Here is a 19,514-nt window from a genome sequence, read left to right on the forward strand (position 1 = left end):
GCCCATCACTCCTTTTCATATTTCCTTCATTATATCGTTATTTTAGCAGGCTATCTTAATTTTGCGAAATTTTAGCCGATAAAAAGAATATGAAGGTGCATGTAAAGGAGGGTTTCATTTGTTTAAAAAACTGCATGTCAAAATTGCTGGATTTGTTGCCGTCCTGTTGGTTTTGACGGTTATCGTCCTACAGTTCTCGACAACATATTTGTTGAAATCGATGCTTGAAGATGAAGCGAAAGAATCGACGTCCAGCCTCCTCGGTTCAATTAAAAGAAATATTGAGCTTCAATTAGAAAACTACGAGATTTCTTTGAATCGTATAAGTGATGGAGAAATGGCTCACTCATTCTTAAAAGACGGGGATAAAAAAATTATAAAAATCGTCAATGATGAATTAAAACAATTAAAAGAAAAAAATGAGTATGTCAATTTAGCCTATATCGGCACAAAGAAAAAGGAAATGTTTACATTTCCGAAAACGACCTTTGATCATGATTATAATCCGGCTGAAAGGCCATGGTATACGTCAGCTGCAAAAACACCCGACAAAGTCGTTTGGACGGAACCTTACAAAGATGCGGTTTCCGGAGATATGACAGTTACTGCGGCAAAAGCCATCGTCGTCAATAATCAAGTTGAAGGCGTTGTCAGTATGGACTTGTCATTGAATTCATTGAACAAAATTATCGAAAATCAAAAGATGCCTTATGACGGCTACGCATTTATTTTGGACCAAAACGGGACAATGCTCGCCCACCCGTCAAAACAAGGTGACGATATATCGAAAGACAAAACATATCGGGACATCCCGTCATCTAAAGACGGAATCAAAGTGGGCAAAGATACGGTGATCGCTTATCAGACCGTCGGCGGTACGGGCTGGAAAGTCGGTACGCAATTCGACACGGCGAAGCTGATGTGGGTGGCACAGGAAATGAACAAAATAGTCATGATCGTTTCAATCATTGCGTTGGCAGCGGCGATCATTTTAAGCTATTTCCTTGCCAAAACGATCACAGGCCCGATTAAGCAGCTGATTGCCAAAACAAAGGCAGTTGCTGGCGGTGATTTGACGGTCCAAACAGCCTCTGCCTCAAAAGACGAAATCGGTATATTGACAAAAGACTTTAACAAGATGGTCGAACACATGAAAGAAATGATTGTGCAAGTCAGATCATCGTCCGGAAAGGTATCGGATACGACCGATCAATTAAGCGCTGTTTCAGAAGAAACGGTTTCTGCGAGCGATGAGATCGCCAAAGCGATCGAAGAAGTGGCAACAGGCGCGACAGAACAAGCGGCAGAGGTCGAAAATGTAAATGAACAATCCGAACGGCTGTCAGTCAAAATTAAGGAAATTGAACATCATGCCGACAGCATCAAACAGCTTTCGAGAACATCAGAAGAAGCAAGCTACACAGGAATCGATGCCCTCGGGCAGCTGCTTGCAAAGTCAAATGAAGCAAACTCGGAAACGAAGAAAGTGGAGCATATGCTTTTGCAGCTTGAAGAAAAAACAAAAAACATCGAAGACGTTGTTACAGCCATCTCGGCGATCTCTGATCAAACAAACCTGCTTGCTCTGAACGCCAGCATTGAAGCGGCCCGTGCCGGCGAAAGCGGACGCGGTTTTGCGGTAGTTGCAGAAGAGGTGAGAAAGCTGGCTGAACAATCGGCGGTTTCTTCGCAGCACATCAGCGAAACGGTCAAGCAAATACAGCTGGAAACGAAAGAAGCCGTTTCAGCGATGACGGAAGCAAGCAAGATGAATGAAGAGCAAAATGGAATGATTCACGAGACAGGAGAGGCGCTCAGCAAAATTACTGCAGAAATGCAGGCGCTCGTCAACTCAATTGACCACATTTATTCTGAAATCTCGGATATGAGCGGAGAGCAGCAAAAAATGACCGACTCGATTCAGAGCATTTCAGCCATTTCCCAGCAGTCCGCCGCGGCTGCGGAAGAAGTCAGCGCTTCGACAAACGAGCAGCTGACAGCGCTGGAAAGCATCGCAAAATCGGCTGAAGCGCTGAGCGAGGCCAACCAAGAATTATTAAATGCGATCAATAAGTTTAATGTGTAATAAAGAGGTCCCTCTTGTTGAAAGAGGGACTTCTCTTTTTTCAACGCTCACAATCCCAATTTTCAGAATATACGTGTTACACTATAAGAAGGAAGGGAGTGATGATTGTGGACTTAAAGATGAATGGCAAAACAGCGCTTGTGGCTGCAAGCAGCAAAGGACTCGGCAATGCGATCGCCAAAGCCATTGCGAAAGAAGGGGCAAATGTCATGCTGTCCGGGAGACACGAAGCGGACTTGAAAAAAGCTGCGGAAGAGCTGAACGGACTCGGCGGCGGCACCGTCTCTTATCAAGTATGCGATCTTGCAGACGCCGACGGGATCAAAGCGCTCGCTCAAAAGACAGCTGACACATTTGGAGCGATCGATATGCTTGTCAACAATGTCGGAGGACCGAAGGGCGGCAGCCTGCTGGATCTGACAGACGATGACTGGACCTCATCATTTGAATTGCATCTGCTCAGCTATGTCCGTTTAATCCGCGAAGCTTTTCCATATCTCAAAAAGGATGGAGGACGCATCGTTAATATCGCTTCATCATCAGTCAAACAACCGATTCCGGGATTGCTGCTTTCCAATACGTTTCGAATGGGAATCGTCGGTCTGACAAAATCGATTGCTGAAGAGTTGGCCGAATACCGCATTTTGATCAACACGCTCGCCCCGGGGAGAATCGCGACAGACCGCGTGGCAGAGCTTGACCGGCTGAAAGCCGAACAAACAGGCCTTTCCGAGCAGCAGGTGAAAGAAAGCTATGAGAAAGAGATTCCGCTCGGCTCCTACGGAAAACCTGACGACTTTGCACAGTATGCAAGCTTTCTTTTATCAGAGTGCAATACATATATGACTGGACAAACGCTGCTGATAGACGGCGGAATGGTAAAAGCAATTTAAGGGGGATGACACCATGAAAAAAACGGTCGGATTTATCGGACTCGGTGTAATGGGAAACAGCATGGCTTCGCATATTTTGGCTGCAGGCTATCCTGTCAACGCCTATACGAGAACGAAACAGAAAGCGGACAGCCTCGTGGAAAAAGGGGCGGAATGGAAATCGTCCGTCAAAGCACTGGCGCAGTCGTCTGATGTGATCATCACAATGGTCGGCTATCCAAAAGACGTTGAAGAGGTTTACTTTGGAAGCGAAGGCATTATTGAAAATGCCAAAAAAGGTTCTTACCTCATCGATATGACGACTTCCAAGCCTTCGCTCGCCAAACAAATCGAGGCTGGTGCAAAAGAGAGAGGACTTTACGCTTTGGATGCCCCGGTTTCAGGCGGGGACGTCGGCGCGAAGAACGGCACGCTCGCCATCATGGTTGGAGGAGAACGGAAAGCTTATGATGAATGTTACCCGATCTTTTCGATCATGGGTGAAAACATCCAATATCAGGGGCCGGCCGGAAGCGGCCAGCATACGAAAATGTGCAATCAGATTGCGATTGCTGCAGGTATGATCGGTGTCGCTGAAGCGATGGCCTACGCCAAAAAATCCGGACTCGATCCTGACAACGTGTTGAAAAGCATTACGACCGGAGCTGCGGGAAGCTGGTCGCTCTCAAATCTCGCGCCTAGAATGCTGAAAGGCGACTTTGAACCGGGCTTTTACGTCAAACATTTTGTTAAAGACATGGGCATCGCCCTTGAAGAAGCGGAGTTGATGGGCGAGAAAATGCCGGGGGTCGAGCTTGCTAAAAGCCTTTACGACACCCTTGTTGAAAAAGGTGAAGAAAACAGCGGCACCCAAAGTCTTTACAAGCTTTGGACAGAATACAAATAACGAAAAAACCACTTGCTGCATGCAAGTGGTTTTTTGTTGGTTCTTATTTTCCGATGAACTGCTGAGTCCAGTAGTTGCCGTCTTTCACATATCCAACACCGATATGCGTGAAGTTAGGGTTCATGATGTTTTTTCTGTGGCCTTCACTGTTCATCCAAGCTTTGACAACTTCCTGAGGCGTTTTTTGGCCTTTCGCGATGTTTTCTCCGGCAGTGCGGTATGTGATGCCGAATTTTTTCATCATGTCAAATGGAGAACCGTAGGTCGGGCTGTTGTGATCAAAATAATTGTTATCTTTCATATCTTGAGATTTTGTACGGGCAACCTTGCTCAGTTTTTCATCCAATGTAAGAGGTTTTAGCCCTTGTTTCTTTCTTTCTGCATTCGTCAGTTCAACAACTTCTTTTTCATACGCGCTTATAGAAGAAGATGCAGGCGCTGTATCTTGCTTTTGCTGTGAAGTTTGCTCTTTTGAAGCCGCAGGCTTTGAAGCTTCCTGTTTTTGAGTCTGCTTGCTTTCAGGCTTTGAAGCTTTAGGTGCAGAAGACTTCGGTGCAGAAGCTTTAGGCTGTTGAGTTGCTTGTTTCATATAAGAATGAAGCAGGGACTGAATTTTTTCCTGGTCAGCTTTTGAAAGCTGGTCCATGTTTTGGATATTCAGTTTGCCGGCGAGATCAGTTACATTTATGGAATGAACGGTTTTGACTTGTACTTGCTGCTGCTCCTTAGCGTCTGCGTGTTGAACGCCGCTGAATGTGAAGAGCGTTGCAGCAGCTGCTGCTGATAAAAGAAAAGCTTTTTTCATAAACAGTAATCCTCCTAAATGTTGTAGTTGTTGTTTCGTACACTAGAATCATAACACGGCTTTTTTGAAATAATAGATCCATATATTCCCTTCGAAAAGGCATTTTTGTTAATTTTGACATAAAAAAAGAAAAACCCTTTGCTGCCAATATGCAACCAGATCGCTCTTTTACACGTCTTGTTACAAACGTGGTAAAATTTAAATGTGTTAGTTAAATTTTAATATAAAAAGAGATTGACAGCTTTTTTAAGAACTTTAGATTGTAACAACCATTACAAAAGTGTTACAATATATCTCAGTTAATTAATGTAAAAATTGAATATTGTGAGAGGAGAGAGAGTTTCAGTGACAGAATCTCAACATGATCCGGCTGAAATCAAAAAGAGCAGGCGTTCGCGTATATGGCGGATCAACCTGTACTTCTTTGCGGTGTTCACTTTGTTCGCTGCGCTGATTGTCAAGCTGGGCCTCGTGCAAATCGTCAATGGAGAGGCGTATGAGCAGGAAGCCTCGAAAACAGAGGCGAAAATTGCGTCATACCCGGCACCGCGGGGTAAAATGTATGACAGATACGGGCGGGTGGTTGTCGACAACCAAAGCGTTCCCGCGATCACATATACGGTGATGACTAGCACAAAAACGGAGGAAAAAATCAGCACAGCCAAAAAACTCGCAGAATTAATCGATATCGATACATCGTTTCTGAAAGAGAGAGATTTGAAAGATTACTGGCTTGCAAGACATCCGAAAAAAGCTGCTGCACTTCTGAAAGACGGCGAGAAAACCCTCAAGTCTGATCAAACATACAAGCTGCAGGTAGACCGCGTTCCGGCGGAAGAGATCAAAGCGCTGGAAAAAGACAAAGACGAGCTTAAAGTCGCCGCGATTTTCAGAAGGTTTTCAGGCGGCTATGCGTATGAGCCGCAAATCGTCAAAGCGATGAGCCCGAAAACCGCGGGGAAAAACCATGCACAGCTCCTTGATGAGAAGGCTTCGAAACAGATGCCGGCCAATGATTTGACGTATGAGGAAGTCTCTCGCGTTTCCGAGCATCTTGAGGAACTGCCCGGCGTTGACGTCATCATGGACTGGACCCGCAAATATCCTTATGAAAAAACGCTCTACTCCATTTTCGGAGGCGTCACAACGCCTGAGCAAGGGCTTATCAAGGACCGGGAAGACTTCTACCTGACAAGGGGATATGCCCGGAATGACAGAGTGGGAAAAAGCTATCTCGAGTATCAATATGAAGAATATTTAAATCCGAAAAAAGCGAAAGTGCAATATACAGAAAACCGCTCAGGCAAGGTTATCAGCCAGGAAACGGTTGATGAAGGAAGGCGCGGCTACGATCTGCAGCTGACATTCGACATGGAGCTCCAAAAGAAAGTCGAAGAAGCTATCGAAGAGGAGCTTAATAAATTCCGCGGCTCAAACTACATGCTGGACAGAGCGTTCGTCGTCATGATGGACCCGAATAACGGAGACATTCTGTCCATGGCCGGAAAGCGAATCATCGACGGCAAAATCACCGACTATTCAATCGGCGCGTTTACGACCCAGTACGAAATGGGATCGGCGGTCAAAGGCGCGACCGTGCTGGCCGGCTATCAGGACGGCATGCCGCACGGGCAGAGTTATTTTGATAGTGGTAAACTGAAATTCGCAGGTCCTGTTGAAAAAGGCTCCTACACAACCTCTATCGGCTGGGCTGATGAGGTTAGAGCGCTGGAAAAAAGTTCAAACGTTTATATGTTTTATGTGGCAATGAGAATGGCAGGGATCACGTATAAACCGGGCGGCTCCCTTCCCGCAAACCTCGAAGACTTAAATAAAATGAGGTATTATTTCAATCAATTTGGCCTTGGGGTAAAAACAGGCATCGACTTGCCGCAGGAGTCGGCCGGGATGCAGACAAACCCAAAAATAGTCGGGGGTCTTCTTCTTGATGAAGCGATCGGCCAGTTTGACACGTATACGCCTTTGCAGCTCGCCCAATATGTTTCAACGATTGCCAACGGTGGATACAGGGTGCAGCCGAGAGTCGTGAAAAGCATTCACCAGCCTGAAAGCGAAAAACTCGGTCCGGTCATTGAAGAGCGCTCTGCCAATGTTCTGAATCGTATCAACAATTCCCAAAGCGACATCGCTATCGTTAAGCAAGGATTTAAAAGAGTAACCCAGACGGGAACTGCAGCCGGCGCATTCGGTTCGCTTGACGTATCAGGCAAAACCGGAACGGCAGAGACGCACTACTACGGCACAAACCGAAACTGGTGGGGAAAAGATACTTATAATATCACCTTTGCCGGCTATTACCCGTCAGAAAATCCGCAGGTCGCCTTCAGCGTTGTCGTCCCGTCTGTTGACGACAAAACGAAGATGAACAAAAACATCGCCGCCAAAATCGTCAAAGCCTATGTCGATCTACAAAAAAAATACAGCAAGGATTAGACAAAAAAGAACACGGATTTTTTTCCGGGTTCTTTTTTTGTTATCAAAATTTGACGAATGCTAGAAGTTTAGAAGGAGATTTCTCGTATTTTAGCGAATCCTTTTAAGCAAAATAGTTTTAAAGAATGCTGGTCATGAATAGGGTATAAAGGAGGGATATGATGGAACAAAAAACAAAACGTTTTGAGCAATATAAGCCTCATATGAATTTACAGGCAGTCCTGTCAGCTAACGGCCGTTTTATATACATATCAGCAAATTGCAAAGAGCTTTTAAGCTACGAGCAGAATGAACTGATCGGTACGTATTTGAAGGACTATTTACACGAAGACGATCTTTTTCTGGTAGAAAGCTATTTTTACAATGAGCATCATTTGCTGCCCTGCACCTTCAGATTTGTGAAAAAAGACTACACGATGGTCTGGATCGAAGCATCAATCGATTTCGTGACGACCCATGTTGGAGAAAAAGAACGCGAAATTGTACTCAAAATGAAAGTGTTTGAAGACCGTCCCTCTAAGAAAAAAAGCTCCATAAAAGAGGAAGACACTCCGGAAGAAGCCGCCAGGCTGCCGGCAAAAGAGGAATTCGAAGCGATGGTGGAAGGCTTGCCAAACCCTCTGTGCATCAGCGTTCAAGGGGAAATAGTCTACGTCAATGACGCCATGGTCAACCTGCTCGGCGCCGAGCATAAACGGCAAATTATCGGAAAGTATTCCTACGATTTTATCGAGAAAGAGTACCATGACATCGTTAAAAACCGTATCAAGCGGATGCAGCAGGGACTTGATGTCGGAATGATCGAGCAAACGTGGCATAAGCTCGACGGCACGCAGATTCACCTTGAAGTCAAGGCGGCGCCGACCATTTATCAAAACAAGAAAGCGGAGCTTCTCTTGCTCATTGACATTTCATCGAGGAAGAAATTTCAGACCATTCTACAAAAAAGCAGGGAGCGCTATCAGCTCTTGATTCAAAACTCAATCGATACGATAGCCGTTATTCATAAAGGAAGATGGGTCTTTATGAATGAATCGGGCATTCGTCTGTTTGAAGCAAAGACGTATGAGGATTTAATCGGCAAAGATATTTACGAGCATCTGCACCCATGCGATCATGAAGATGTCAAAGCGAGGCTGAAACGGATCACAGACCGCCAATCCGAATCTGAAATTATAAAGCAGACGTGGTATACATTTGAAAAAAGGCTCATCTATACAGAAATGGTTTGCATCCCTACGACATTTTTCGGGGAAACGGCCGTTCAGGTGATTTTAAGGGATATTTCTGAACGCAAGCAGACCGAAGAGCTGATGGTGCGTTCGGAAAAACTGTCGATCGCCGGACAGCTTGCAGCCGGGATCGCCCACGAAATCCGCAATCCGCTCACCGCGATCAAAGGATTTTTACAGCTGATGAAGCCCACGATGGAAGAAAATGAACATTATTTTAATATTATCTTTTCCGAATTAAGCAGAATCGAACTGATCTTGAGCGAGCTTCTTATGCTGGCAAAGCCGCAGCAAAACGCATTGAAAGAAAAACTTGATCTGATCAGGCTGATCCGCGAAGTGACGGCGCTTTTAGAGACGCAGGCCAACTTAAACGGGATTTTGATCAATCCGATCCTCACAGACGACAAAATCTATATAAAAGGGGATCAAAATCAATTAAAGCAAGTGTTTATCAACCTGATCAAAAACGCCGTCGAATCCATGCCAAACGGCGGGACAGTTCATTTGAGCGTCAGAGAAACCGACGATTCGGTCATCGTCGAGGTGGAGGACGAAGGAGAAGGGATACCTGAACATGTCCTGAAGCGAATCGGAGAGCCTTTCTTGACGACGAAGGAAAAAGGAACAGGCCTCGGTTTGATGGTTACATTCAATATCATCGAAAATCACAACGGAACAATCGAAGTCGACAGCAAAGCAGAAAAAGGCACGACATTTAAGATTTCATTTCCAAAATAAAAAACAACGGCGTAAAAGCCGTTGTTTACGTAGTCTGTATCGACTGCCTCTTATTGAAAACAAAGGACTCCAGCCGGTCAAGACCTTCCCTTAGCGTATCAGGAGAATATGCGTAAGAGATCCTCACATAGCCTTCCCCGTATTCAGAAAACGAGCTGCCCGGCACGATCGCAAGCCCCTCTTCCTCAAGAAGCGACATGCAGAAATCAAAGGAAGACATTCCAAACGATTTGATGGACGGGAAAATGTAGAATGCTCCCGACGGTTTAATCACATCGAGGCCCATTGTCACAAGTCTGTCGTACACGTAGTCAAGCCGTTTTTTATATTGCTCGCGCATAATCAGCGCGTCATCAAACCCGTTAGTGACGGCTTCCAGAGCCGCTTTTTGGGAGATCGATGAAGCGCATGATACGTTGTATTGATGGACTTTTAAAATATGCTTGGCGATTTCCTTCGGTGCAAATAAAAATCCGATTCTCCAGCCTGTCATGCTGTGGGATTTGGAAAGCCCGCCGATGACGATCGTCTGGTCCCTTAACACAGATGCGATGGAGTGGTGCGGTCTGTCAAAAGTGAGTTCGCTGTATATTTCATCTGAGAGCACAAAAACGTTCCGGCCTTTTAAAAGGGAGGCGATGTCTTTCAGCTCTTCTTCAGACAGCGTCATTCCCGTCGGATTTGACGGATAAGGAAGAACAACACATTTTGTCTTCGGCGTCAGCGCTTCCTCGATCAATTTTGCTGTCAGCTTAAAGCCGTGGGATGTGGTGTCAATAATCAATGGAGACGCTCCGCACATTTTGATGATCGGCTCATATCCGGGGTATACCGGCCCCGGAAGAATGACTTCATCGCCGGGTGATAAAATCGTGCGGAATGCCGAATCGATGGCCTGGCTGGCTCCCGTCGTCACAATGATCTCGCTTTCCGCTTCATAATTTAAATCGGCTTTCTTCTTCATATAAAGCTGTACAGCCTGCCTCAGCTCAGGATATCCGGCGTTGTGAGTGTAGGACGTTTGATTCTCATCTATCGCTTTTTTGGCGGCCTGTTTGACATGGTGGGGGGTGAAGAAATCAGGCTGGCCGATTGTTAAAGAGATTACGTTTTCGTACTGGGATACAAGGTTTGAGAACTTGCGGATCCCTGAGATTTCGATTTCTTTTACATTTGGATTAAGCAAATGTTCCATTTAGCATCACCTTAAAAATGTTATGGTTTATCTTATTTTACCATCATCAGACCAATTGTCATCTTTTAATCAATCAATTTTATAAAAACTCGTAACAAGTATATGCAAAACAATGCAAGGTATGCGGACATGCGGATGGCGGCAGATAGAAAAATAAGACAATCAAACGATTGCCTTACGTTATGTTCCGTTTAGTAGCCGTAATCGGAGTCAACATCTTCTTTCCACGAAATATATATTTGTTCTTCACTGTCTGAAGCATCCTTGAGCATTTCTGTGTAAACGGCCCGGCTGACCCCTTCTAAAATGGTCATTTCATGATTTTTAATCGTTACAATTGTTCCCATCATAAACACCTTTCCTGAAAAATCCTTGACCATTGTAACACGATAAATGTCAAAGTCAATGAAAAACTTGTGATCCGTACTTTAATTTAACTTTAAAAAAACGTAATACGTATTGATAATGTTCAGCGAGTCTTAGTAGTATATAGAAGTCAAGATGTTAGGAGGAAAAGCACATTGGAATTGGAATTAGACAAACACGAAACTGCTCCTGAAAGGAGCGAGTATGCCGGAATCGGCGCGCGTTTTGTAGCTTCCCTGCTCGACGGATTGATTCTCGGGATTCCCGCATATATTTTCACGTACGTTTTAACAGCGACGTTGATGTTGGGAAATTCGGATATCATGCTCATGATGGAGACTGATCCCGAGTATTTGAGCGATCAGGAAATCTTTACGTTTTTCGTCAGCATGTTCAAAACCATAGCGATCGTTGGGAGTATTACTTTTATTGTGTATTTTCTTTATTACACGCTGATGGAATCATCCAAATGGCAAGGGACGCTCGGCAAGAAAATCATGAACGTTCAGGTGGCGAAAGCAGAAGGCGGAAGAATCTCTTTTGGCCGTGCGGCCGGAAGGTTTCTAGCCAAAAGCTTTCTATCTCCGATTTTGATGATCGGCTACATTATGGCCTTTTTCACAGAAAGGCGCCAGGCGCTTCATGATATGTTGGCAGGAACCATTGTCGTAAAAAAATAACGGGCAAAAGACAGCACGCTTTCAGCTTGAATGCGTGCTGTCTTGTTCAGGAAAATGTTTCACGGCAGGAATAAAAATAAGGAGGCATCAATCCAGATGGATACTCAGCCGGAACGTGAACAAGCTGTAAAGCGGGCGCAAAGAACGGGAATCAAGCTCTTTTTGACGCTGCCGATTCTTTCTTGGGCGTTATACGATTTTGCAAACACGATTTTTTCATCAAATATTGTGACGATCTTTTTTCCTTTTTATTTGCAGGAGGCAGTCGGCGAAAATGCCAGCATGAATCAGGTGGCAAGCACTTTTATTTCCTATTCGAACGCAGCCGCAAGCTTTCTGCTCGTCATTTTCACGCCTTTATTCGGAGTGCTGATCGACCGAACGGGCAGAAAGAAAAAATACATCGGTCTGTTTACGATGATTTGTGTTTTGTGCACCATCTTGATGGGGGTTTTTGCCGGTGCTTCGTTTCAAAAGGACATATATGGTCTTCCGTTATCCTTGATCCTTGTCGTCATCATGTTTGTGACCGCAAAGTTTTTCTATCATTCAAGCTTGGTGTTCTATGATACGATTTTGGCTGACTTGGGGACAAAAGAAGAAATCCCGCTCTTATCAGGATTCGGGATTGCGATCGGGTATATCGGCACTTTAGCCGGCTTAACGGTATACCTTCTTGTCGGCAATCAGGATTTTCACCGCGCATTCATCCCGTCGGCTCTTTTGTTTCTGCTTTTTTCTCTTCCATATCTGCTCTTCACGAAAGAGAAAAGAAAACCGGAACCGAAAGAAAAGAAATCGTTTTTCAGCGGATACAGGGAAATCGTGCAGACGTTTAAGGACATTCGTCTGTACAAACCGGTCTTCTTATTCATGATCGCCTACTTTTTCCTGAATGATGCGCTTGCGACAGCAATAGCCATGATGGCGGTTTATTCAAAAACGGTCATCGGTTTTACGACCGGACAATTCGTTTTGCTTTACCTCGTTTCGACGGTATCAAGCATCATCGGTTCATTTCTGCTCGGCTTTGTGACGAAAAAAATCGGCGCCAAGCACGCGGTCAGCCTTGTCGCCGCCATTATGATCACCGCTTTGACGATCGGAGCATGCACAACGTCAACAGTCTTGTTCTGGATTGCGGGAAGCTTGTTCGGCATCTCGCTTGGAGGCACATGGGTCGCATCAAGGACACTGATTATCGAGCTGACACCCGAACATAAAAGAGGCGAATTTTTCGGATTGTTTGCTTTGTCGGGGAAAATCTCTTCCATTTTCGGTCCGGTCCTCTACGGATCGATTACTTTGCTGTTCAGAGATCTCGGGAACATGGCCAGCAGAATGGCTTTCGGATCTTTAGTGTTATTGGCAGCGATCGGCCTGATCATTCATCAAAATGTTAAGGCAAAAGCTTAATCTAGAGCATCAACTTTTAATAAAAGACGCCGATATAAAAAGTAAACACAAAGTAGGATAGAGAGGGATATCAGTGTCTTCAAACCAACAGGAAATTTTATTAAGTTCGGGAACCAATGAATTAGAAATCGTGAAGTTCGAAGTTGGTCTCAACATTTTCGGCATAAATGTCATGAAAGTCAGAGAAATCATTCAGCCGGTTGAAATTACGAAGGTGCCTCATTCGCACAAGCATATGGAGGGCATGATCACATTGCGCGGGGAAATTCTTCCCGTCATTGATTTATTCTCTTTCTTCGGCGTCGAGCACGGTGAAGACGAGCATCAAGAAAAATACATTGTGACGGAATTTAACAAGCGGAAAATCGTCTTTCACACAGGAGCGGTTTCGCAGATTCATCGAGTGTCATGGGAAGAAATTGAGAAGCCGACTGCTTTAAATCAAGGGATGGACCGTCACCTTACCGGCATCATTAAGCTCGACGGCACAATGATTTTCTTGCCTGATTACGAAAAAATCATTTTTGATCTTGAGTCTGAGTCAGGTATGGACCCTTATCAAATGAAAAATGAAAAATTTGATCAGAGACGGACTGATAAAAAGCTGATGATTGTTGAGGACTCTCCGCTCCTCTTGCGGCTTTTAGTGGAAAAGCTGAATGAAGCGGGATACAACAATATCGTGTCTTTTGAAAACGGAAAAGACGCTTACGAACATGCGCTTCAATTGATGGAAGACGGCACAGCTCTTCACGAAAAAGTCGATCTGATGATCACGGATATTGAAATGCCGCAGATGGATGGACACCGGCTCACAAAGCTGTTAAAAGATAACCCGCTGAGTACAGAGCTGCCGATCTTGATTTTCTCTTCTTTGATCACAGACGATCTTCGCCATAAAGGGGAACAAGTCGGAGCTGATGAACAAATCAGCAAGCCTGAGCTCAACGAACTGATCGAAAAGCTTGATAAATATATTTTCAAAAACTAAAAAAAGCCTCTTTTCGAGGCTTTTTTATATTAGAAATAGCTTTCGCCAAGCTTCTTGAAGACGGGTTTTGTGGCTGGGCGCTTCCGGTTTGTGACGAGCGGTTTTTCCTTTATTCCCGTGTAGTTTTGAAGAAGCTGTTTCGCTATATTCAAGGACATATGAGCTTTAGGGTTCCGATACGAATGATTTAATGTACCTAAGTGTGGAAGGTTTGCGAAGTCTTCTTTTGTTGGAGGCATGTGAAAAAAGTAGTCTCCGAGAGAAATCAGCACATCAGACTGCTGCTGGCTGAATCTTGGATTTTTCGAAAAGTGAAGGCCTACCTTTTTACCTTTTCCTTCATTGAGCAGCTTTTGCAAAGCTTTCTTTTTTAGAAGATACAGGTATTTGGGATTAGTCGCGGTTTTCGCATGGCGATTAACTGTATAAATCGCTTTTGAAAGGTTTTCAACTGTCGGTTTTAATTCTTTCGTATGATTATGGTCGTCCATTTTTTCTCTCCTATCCATTCGTTTCTAGATCACCTCCTAAAGATGCAAGGCTTATGTCTAAATTATACGAAATAGAACAGAAAATGCAAATATCTCATAGAAAAAACGCGCGATTTTTTAAGGAATCGCGCGTTTTCATCTTTATAAAACAGAGTTCATTTTTGCTTTTGTACTTTTTTGTCTCTTCAGCGCTGCTTGAACGTCGATTTCCGCACTCTCGGCGCTTAATTTAGGCAAGGCGATAAAGTAGTACAACGCCGCCAGCAGAATAATTCCTGCCAAACCGTAATATATATAATCCACATCGGCGATAATTCCCGGGAATAGGACAGCGATCATGCCAAGCGCTGAGGATTGCGCCAGCATTGTCAGCGGATCGGTCCACCCGCTGACCCTTCCCATCAGCCTTGGATGAACGATTTTAGGAATCCAGCCGCCAAGAGCTGTGTTGATCGGCCCGATGCATATTCCGGCAAGAAACGCAGCCGAGTAATATACGGGCAATTGATCTGTAAAGCCAAGCAGGATGATAAAGGCACCTGCGATAAAAATCGGGACTGACATCATGTATGCCGGCTTCACTTTTTTTTCAAGCAGAGCGGCGACGGCAATCCCTGTCAAAAGTCCGATACCGAGTACGATGGTAAAGAGGGAAGTATGCCACTCATAACTGTCAGGGGACAGCTCATACTTCATTTTAAACATCGGCAGAACCGAAAGTCCGCCGCTTACAAGCCCGAAGACAAAATATCCGAATACAAGAGAGGCAAGCAATTTGTTTTTTAATATATAAACGATGCCTTCCTTAAAATCGTGCATCGAATCTTTAATAGTCATATTTTTCCATCCTTTTTTTCCGTTCGGCTGCCGCGCTTCAAGCGGAATATCGCAGGAACGGATTAAAAAGCCGGATACGATAAAGCTCACAAAATCAAGAGCGATTGCTCCATGCAGGCCGATCGTCTTGTACATAAAAGCTCCAATTCCTACGCCGAACAATAGAAACAGGCTGAAAAGCATCTGGTTCAGTCCGGCTGCTTTTGCATACTGATCCTTTCTTAAAATGGCCTGGACCAAACTTGCTTCGGCCGGGTAGAAAAATTTTGTAACCGCGCTTCTGATAAATAGGACTAAAAACACAAGCGGTATCATCTGAAGATACAATACAAAGAAAAGAACGACAGTCAGTCCCGCTCTAATCCAATCACAGTTTTCCGCGACTTTCTTGCGGTCAAAACGGTCAGCGACCACCCCGACGATAAAGAATACGAAAACCGTCGGCAAGGAATACATCAGCTCGGCGATTGTCGTATAGGCCGGCTGGCTGCTGAACCGGTCGAGCAAGAAAAAAGCGAAAGCCATATTTCCGACTGTCGTTCCCATTTGAGAAGCGAAAGCTGCGAAAAAAAGTCGGACGAAATTACGATTTTTAAAAAGATCCATATATACGCTCCTTACCCTAAAGGTCCCATTATATCTTAATACAAGATGTTGGATTGTTCAAATTGCATTTGTCTGGAAATGTACTAGCCTAAGGTGTAATGGACACTCGGGTTCCGTTAGGTACGATAGAAGCAAGTTCCAGAACATCCCGATTGTGCATGCGGATACATCCCCTTGAAACAGCTTTGCCAATTGACGCAGGGTTATTCGTTCCATGGATGCCGTAGTGCTGTTTTGACAGGCTCAGCCAGTAGGCACCGAACGGGCCGCCCGGGTTTGGCTGCCGGTTGACGATGACAAATTCGCCTCTCGGCGTCTGTGTGAGGATTTTTCCGACGGCAATCGGATATGTTTTTACAAGTCTGGCTTGCTCATACAATCTGAGCGTTCTCCCTCGAAGAGACACGACAATCCGGTAAGGGATTGTGTCCGGGTTTCTAATGCCGGGAATGATAATCGATTGGCCTGCGGACACTTGGCCGCCGTTTAAGCCCGGATTCGCCTGCAGCAAAGCCTGCCGGGTCGTTCTAAAATCGGCGGCGATGCTTTCCAGGGTTTCTCCAGGTTTTACTTGGTACATCAGCAATAATCAGCACATCTCCTTTTCAAAAACGAAAAGAGAGCCTTTTCCGCTGCTAATATATAGACGGAAAGAGGCTGGGGAAGTTTCGTTTTTTTGATAAAGATTGGATGAAAGGAGCGGGAAGGTTTTTACTTAATGTATGCAGATGCCTTGCGTTTTGAGCCAAAGGGCCGGTCAAGATTAAATGGATTCAAGCTGGAACACGGTGATTTCAGGCTTTGACAGAAAGCGGAGCGGCAGCCTGGTCGTGCCGATTCCTCGATTGACATAAATTTCCATTCCGGCTGTTTCATACATCCCTTCCGTATAAATTTCTCCGTACGGAGGCGTGATTAAAGGACCGAATACGGGAATCTGAATTTGTCCGCCGTGGGTGTGTCCGGATATTTGCAAATTGACGGGGAATTGTTTTGCCGTTAAAGCAGCATCAGGCTCATGGACGAGCAAAATCGAGAAGGCTTTTTCGCTCAGCTTTGACAGGATGCCTTCATAGTCCGGGCTGCCGAGCATCAAATCATCGAGCGAAGCGATCTCAATCACGCTTCCGTCTATCAATTCAAGCTTCATCAAGTCGTTTCGCAGCACCCGAAAACCGGCCGATGTCATGAGCGTCTGATAGACTTTTGTTCCATAGCCTCCGTGATCATGGTTTCCGAATATTGCTAGCTTTCCATAGGGGGCTGAAAGCTTTTTTAAGGCATTTACAGCACGCTCGTGTTCCCGGTAGCGATGCGGTTTATCTATTAAATCCCCGCTGAATACGATAAGGTCCGGGGAGAGGGCGTTCACTTGGCTGACAACATTTGAAAGCTCGTCTGCTGTAAAGTATTCGCTTAAGTGGGTGTCGCTGAACTGAACGATCCGAAATTGATCAAACCCTTTAGGAATGAGCCGATGCCGAATGGGAATCAAGTTCGTTTCAAGCATGTGCGGTTCGAGATAGCGCGCATAGCCCAAGCCGCCGGCAGCGGTAAAGAGCCCTGCTGCGGCAAGGCCTAAGATGCCTTTTAAAAATTGTCTTCTGGACGGATTTTTCATAATCAACCAACCTTTAATAGAATCTCTACATTATATCATCCAGAAAAGACATTTTAGGACAGGCCGCATGTTTTGTTAATTTTTTTTAACTTATATGATAAACTATGAATTGAATGAATACTCATTCATAACGAGGGGGATGGATATGGACAGAAAAGTTGTAATCGTGACCGGCGGGTCGAACGGAATGGGAAAAGCGATCGCCAAAAAGCAGGCTGAAGAAGGCTGGAATGTAATGATTACGGGCAGAACACAAGAAACACTTGAAGCGGCCAAAGAAGAAATTGAAACATTTGCGGGACAGGTGGCCATATGCCGGATGGATGTCCGGTCTGTTGAAGATGTGGAACAGATGATCACAGAGACGGCAGGACGCTTTGGCACGATCGACGCTTTGGTTAACAATGCCGCAGGCAATTTTATCTGCCCGGCTGAAAAAATGTCGGTTAACGGCTGGAAGGCGGTCATCGATATCGTGCTGAACGGCACATTTTATTGCAGCCAGGCGGCCGGCCGCTACTGGATCAAGGAAAAGAAACGCGGCCAGATTTTAAATATGGTCGCGACATATGCATGGGGCGCTGGTGCCGGTGTCGTTCATTCCGCGGCGGCAAAAGCAGGTGTGCTGTCGCTGACAAGGACGCTTGCCGTTGAGTGGGGAAGTGCATACGGGATTAGGTGCAATGCCATCGCGCCCGGTCCGATCGAGAGGACGGGCGGAGCCGAAAAATTGTTTGAATCAGAAGAAGCCGCGCGCGCGACAATTAAAAGCGTTCCGCTCAAAAGGCTGGGCACCCCTGAAGAAATTGCGGGACTCGCCGCATTTTTGCTTTCTGAACAGGCGGGATATGTCAATGGGGAGTGTGTGACGATGGATGGCGGTCAGTGGCTGAATCCCCGTCCGTTTTAAGATTTCAAATTCAAAGGTGTGAGCCGGTATGGTATAATCAGACAAAGATTAGAAGCAGGTGATATGCCATGTTGGATCCACTCGATATTTTAACGAACATTGAAGATGTCATTCCTTACTATCAGCCGATCTTCAGTGCTGAAGAACAAAAGGTGATCGGCTATGAAGTGTTGGGGCGTATCAAGGTAGAATCTGAAGTGAAGAGTCTCGGGCCGTTTTTTTCTGATCCGACAATTCCGGAAGAATACAAGAAAGAGGTTGACCTCAAGGTGATCCACCAGGCACTTGATCATTTTCTGGACAGCGGGCGCGACCTGCTCATCTTCGTCAATCAAGATGCAAATGTGCTGATGATGGATCACGGTGAATCGTTCCTCGACCTGTTGATGGAATATCAGGATAAAGGGCTCGAGCTCAGCCGTTTCGTTATCGAAATCACGGAGCAAAAGTTTGAAGGGGATATTGAACAGCTGCATCATTTGCTGACCTATTACCGTACATACGGAATTAAAGTCGCTGTTGATAATATTGGAAAGGAAAGCAGCAATCTCGACAGAATCGCTCTTCTTTCCCCGGATTTGTTAAAGATTGACCTTCAGCCGCTCAAGCTGTCTTCTCCTTCGCCTTCCTATGAATATGTGCTGTACAGCATATCGCTCCTTGCCAGAAAAATTGGAGCCGCTTTGCTTTACGAAGATATTGAGGCGAGCTTTCAGCTGCAATACGCATGGAGAAACGGAGGCCGATATTTTCAGGGGCAGTATCTTGAGCTGCCTAAGGATGAATTTATCGAACGGGATGTAATAAAGGACCGGCTGCAGGCCGAGTTTCACCAGTTTATCACGCATGAGAAGAAGAAGCTAACCATTCTGTACGACCACTCTGAGCAGTTTTACAAACGGATTCATCAGCTTGTCACATCGCTAAAGAAAACAGCTCATTCAGACGATGAGTTTCTCTTCAATCTCGGAAAAGAACTGACAGATTGCAGCTTTAGAATTTACATGTGCGATGAAGACGGTATTCAGCTGACGAAAAACGTATTTAAACATGACGGAGCATGGATATTTCAGCCTGAATACATCGGGAAAAACTGGAGCTGGCGCCCTTATTTTCTCGAGAATATCATGAGGATGAGAACGATGAGAAAAGGGTTTTTCAGCGATTTGTACAGCGATATCGAAACGGGGGAAATGATCAGAACGTTTTCCTATCCGATGGATGAAGAATTGTATCTGTTCATTGACCTGTCCTATTCATATTTATACGAACAAGACGGATTAATTTAAGCGGCGGCCATTCGC

The 19,514-nt window shown here is 45.2% G+C and carries 17 protein-coding genes; 10 read left to right on the forward strand and 7 right to left on the reverse strand.

Annotation, left to right across the window (positions count from 1 at the left end):
• Positions 1-118: 118 nt before the first annotated feature.
• From MKX80_RS07865 to MKX80_RS07875, 3 genes are all read left to right on the forward strand, one after another.
• Positions 119-2,086, forward strand: a complete 1,968-nt coding sequence (locus MKX80_RS07865; RefSeq protein ID WP_154995975.1) for a methyl-accepting chemotaxis protein — start codon at positions 119-121, stop codon at positions 2,084-2,086.
• Positions 2,087-2,193: 107 nt separating this feature from the next.
• The gene (locus tag MKX80_RS07870) at positions 2,194-2,979 is read left to right on the forward strand and encodes an SDR family oxidoreductase (protein ID WP_268335241.1); all 786 of its coding nucleotides are present in this window, start codon (positions 2,194-2,196) and stop codon (positions 2,977-2,979) included.
• A gap of 13 nt (positions 2,980-2,992) precedes the next feature.
• On the forward strand, positions 2,993-3,865 hold the full coding sequence (locus MKX80_RS07875) for an NAD(P)-dependent oxidoreductase (protein WP_268316014.1): 873 nt from the start codon (positions 2,993-2,995) through the stop codon (positions 3,863-3,865).
• 43 nt (positions 3,866-3,908) lie between these two features.
• Here MKX80_RS07875 and MKX80_RS07880 read toward each other — a convergent pair whose 3' ends face one another.
• The gene (locus MKX80_RS07880) at positions 3,909-4,670 is read right to left on the reverse strand and encodes a CAP domain-containing protein (protein ID WP_339228303.1); all 762 of its coding nucleotides are present in this window, start codon (positions 4,668-4,670) and stop codon (positions 3,909-3,911) included.
• Between the two features lie 345 nt (positions 4,671-5,015).
• Between MKX80_RS07880 and MKX80_RS07885 the strand changes: the two genes are divergently transcribed.
• Together MKX80_RS07885 and MKX80_RS07890 are read left to right on the forward strand one after the other, a co-directional pair.
• Positions 5,016-7,124 (forward strand): penicillin-binding protein 2, encoded by a 2,109-nt coding sequence (locus tag MKX80_RS07885; RefSeq protein ID WP_268343393.1) that lies wholly within the window; start codon positions 5,016-5,018, stop codon positions 7,122-7,124.
• A 161-nt stretch (positions 7,125-7,285) separates the two neighbouring features.
• Complete coding sequence (locus MKX80_RS07890; protein ID WP_154995965.1) at positions 7,286-9,097, forward strand: PAS domain-containing protein; 1,812 nt, start codon at positions 7,286-7,288, stop codon at positions 9,095-9,097.
• Between the two features lie 25 nt (positions 9,098-9,122).
• Here MKX80_RS07890 and MKX80_RS07895 read toward each other — a convergent pair whose 3' ends face one another.
• Both MKX80_RS07895 and MKX80_RS07900 read right to left on the reverse strand, forming a co-directional pair.
• Complete coding sequence (locus MKX80_RS07895) at positions 9,123-10,292, reverse strand: aminotransferase A (RefSeq protein ID WP_020451186.1); 1,170 nt, start codon at positions 10,290-10,292, stop codon at positions 9,123-9,125.
• A gap of 191 nt (positions 10,293-10,483) precedes the next feature.
• Positions 10,484-10,642, reverse strand: a complete 159-nt coding sequence (locus MKX80_RS07900; protein WP_176275789.1) for a hypothetical protein — start codon at positions 10,640-10,642, stop codon at positions 10,484-10,486.
• A gap of 171 nt (positions 10,643-10,813) precedes the next feature.
• Here MKX80_RS07900 and MKX80_RS07905 point away from each other — a divergent pair, with 171 nt between their 5' ends.
• The 3 genes from MKX80_RS07905 to MKX80_RS07915 all read left to right on the forward strand — a co-directional run bounded on the left by MKX80_RS07905 (position 10,814) and on the right by MKX80_RS07915 (position 13,745).
• Positions 10,814-11,338, forward strand: a complete 525-nt coding sequence (locus MKX80_RS07905; RefSeq protein ID WP_154995960.1) for an RDD family protein — start codon at positions 10,814-10,816, stop codon at positions 11,336-11,338.
• Positions 11,339-11,434: 96 nt separating this feature from the next.
• Positions 11,435-12,754: an MFS transporter gene (locus tag MKX80_RS07910; RefSeq protein WP_154995958.1), complete on the forward strand. Its 1,320-nt coding sequence runs from the start codon at positions 11,435-11,437 to the stop codon at positions 12,752-12,754.
• A 73-nt stretch (positions 12,755-12,827) separates the two neighbouring features.
• Positions 12,828-13,745: a chemotaxis protein gene (locus MKX80_RS07915; RefSeq protein WP_154995956.1), complete on the forward strand. Its 918-nt coding sequence runs from the start codon at positions 12,828-12,830 to the stop codon at positions 13,743-13,745.
• A 29-nt stretch (positions 13,746-13,774) separates the two neighbouring features.
• On the opposite strand, the gene MKX80_RS07920 is transcribed toward MKX80_RS07915, so the two are convergent.
• From MKX80_RS07920 to MKX80_RS07935, 4 genes are all read right to left on the reverse strand, one after another.
• On the reverse strand, positions 13,775-14,236 hold the full coding sequence (locus tag MKX80_RS07920; protein WP_076794238.1) for a YkyB family protein: 462 nt from the start codon (positions 14,234-14,236) through the stop codon (positions 13,775-13,777).
• A 141-nt stretch (positions 14,237-14,377) separates the two neighbouring features.
• On the reverse strand, positions 14,378-15,679 hold the full coding sequence (locus tag MKX80_RS07925; RefSeq protein WP_154995954.1) for an MFS transporter: 1,302 nt from the start codon (positions 15,677-15,679) through the stop codon (positions 14,378-14,380).
• 88 nt (positions 15,680-15,767) lie between these two features.
• On the reverse strand, positions 15,768-16,265 hold the full coding sequence (locus MKX80_RS07930) for a L,D-transpeptidase family protein (RefSeq protein ID WP_154995952.1): 498 nt from the start codon (positions 16,263-16,265) through the stop codon (positions 15,768-15,770).
• A gap of 177 nt (positions 16,266-16,442) precedes the next feature.
• Entirely contained in the window at positions 16,443-17,300 is an 858-nt protein-coding gene (locus tag MKX80_RS07935) for a metallophosphoesterase (protein ID WP_154995950.1), read from the reverse strand.
• A gap of 145 nt (positions 17,301-17,445) precedes the next feature.
• Between MKX80_RS07935 and fadH the strand changes: the two genes are divergently transcribed.
• Both fadH and MKX80_RS07945 read left to right on the forward strand, forming a co-directional pair.
• A complete protein-coding gene (fadH, locus tag MKX80_RS07940) occupies positions 17,446-18,210 on the forward strand; it encodes a 2,4-dienoyl-CoA reductase (RefSeq protein ID WP_268343391.1) in 765 nt (254 codons plus the stop codon).
• A 68-nt stretch (positions 18,211-18,278) separates the two neighbouring features.
• Complete coding sequence (locus MKX80_RS07945) at positions 18,279-19,499, forward strand: EAL-associated domain-containing protein (protein WP_339228312.1); 1,221 nt, start codon at positions 18,279-18,281, stop codon at positions 19,497-19,499.
• The last annotated feature ends 15 nt before the right edge of the window (positions 19,500-19,514 follow it).

Origin of the sequence: Bacillus sp. FSL K6-0972 (genome assembly GCF_037976035.1) — a bacterium.
GTDB classification, from domain to species: domain Bacteria; phylum Bacillota; class Bacilli; order Bacillales; family Bacillaceae; genus Bacillus; species Bacillus haynesii.

What these genes read in the sequence shown, in the direction of transcription:
- MKX80_RS07945 (WP_339228312.1), top strand. Translation starts at nt 18,279, where the DNA reads ATGTTGGATCCACTCGATATTTTAACGAACATTGAAGATGTCATTCCT.
- MKX80_RS07925 (WP_154995954.1), bottom strand. Translation starts at nt 15,679, where the DNA reads ATGGATCTTTTTAAAAATCGTAATTTCGTCCGACTTTTTTTCGCAGCT.
- MKX80_RS07920 (WP_076794238.1), bottom strand. Translation starts at nt 14,236, where the DNA reads ATGGACGACCATAATCATACGAAAGAATTAAAACCGACAGTTGAAAAC.
- fadH (WP_268343391.1), top strand. Translation starts at nt 17,446, where the DNA reads ATGGACAGAAAAGTTGTAATCGTGACCGGCGGGTCGAACGGAATGGGA.
- MKX80_RS07900 (WP_176275789.1), bottom strand. Translation starts at nt 10,642, where the DNA reads ATGATGGGAACAATTGTAACGATTAAAAATCATGAAATGACCATTTTA.
- MKX80_RS07895 (WP_020451186.1), bottom strand. Translation starts at nt 10,292, where the DNA reads ATGGAACATTTGCTTAATCCAAATGTAAAAGAAATCGAAATCTCAGGG.
- MKX80_RS07880 (WP_339228303.1), bottom strand. Translation starts at nt 4,670, where the DNA reads ATGAAAAAAGCTTTTCTTTTATCAGCAGCAGCTGCTGCAACGCTCTTC.
- MKX80_RS07875 (WP_268316014.1), top strand. Translation starts at nt 2,993, where the DNA reads ATGAAAAAAACGGTCGGATTTATCGGACTCGGTGTAATGGGAAACAGC.
- MKX80_RS07935 (WP_154995950.1), bottom strand. Translation starts at nt 17,300, where the DNA reads ATGAAAAATCCGTCCAGAAGACAATTTTTAAAAGGCATCTTAGGCCTT.
- MKX80_RS07890 (WP_154995965.1), top strand. Translation starts at nt 7,286, where the DNA reads ATGGAACAAAAAACAAAACGTTTTGAGCAATATAAGCCTCATATGAAT.
- MKX80_RS07910 (WP_154995958.1), top strand. Translation starts at nt 11,435, where the DNA reads ATGGATACTCAGCCGGAACGTGAACAAGCTGTAAAGCGGGCGCAAAGA.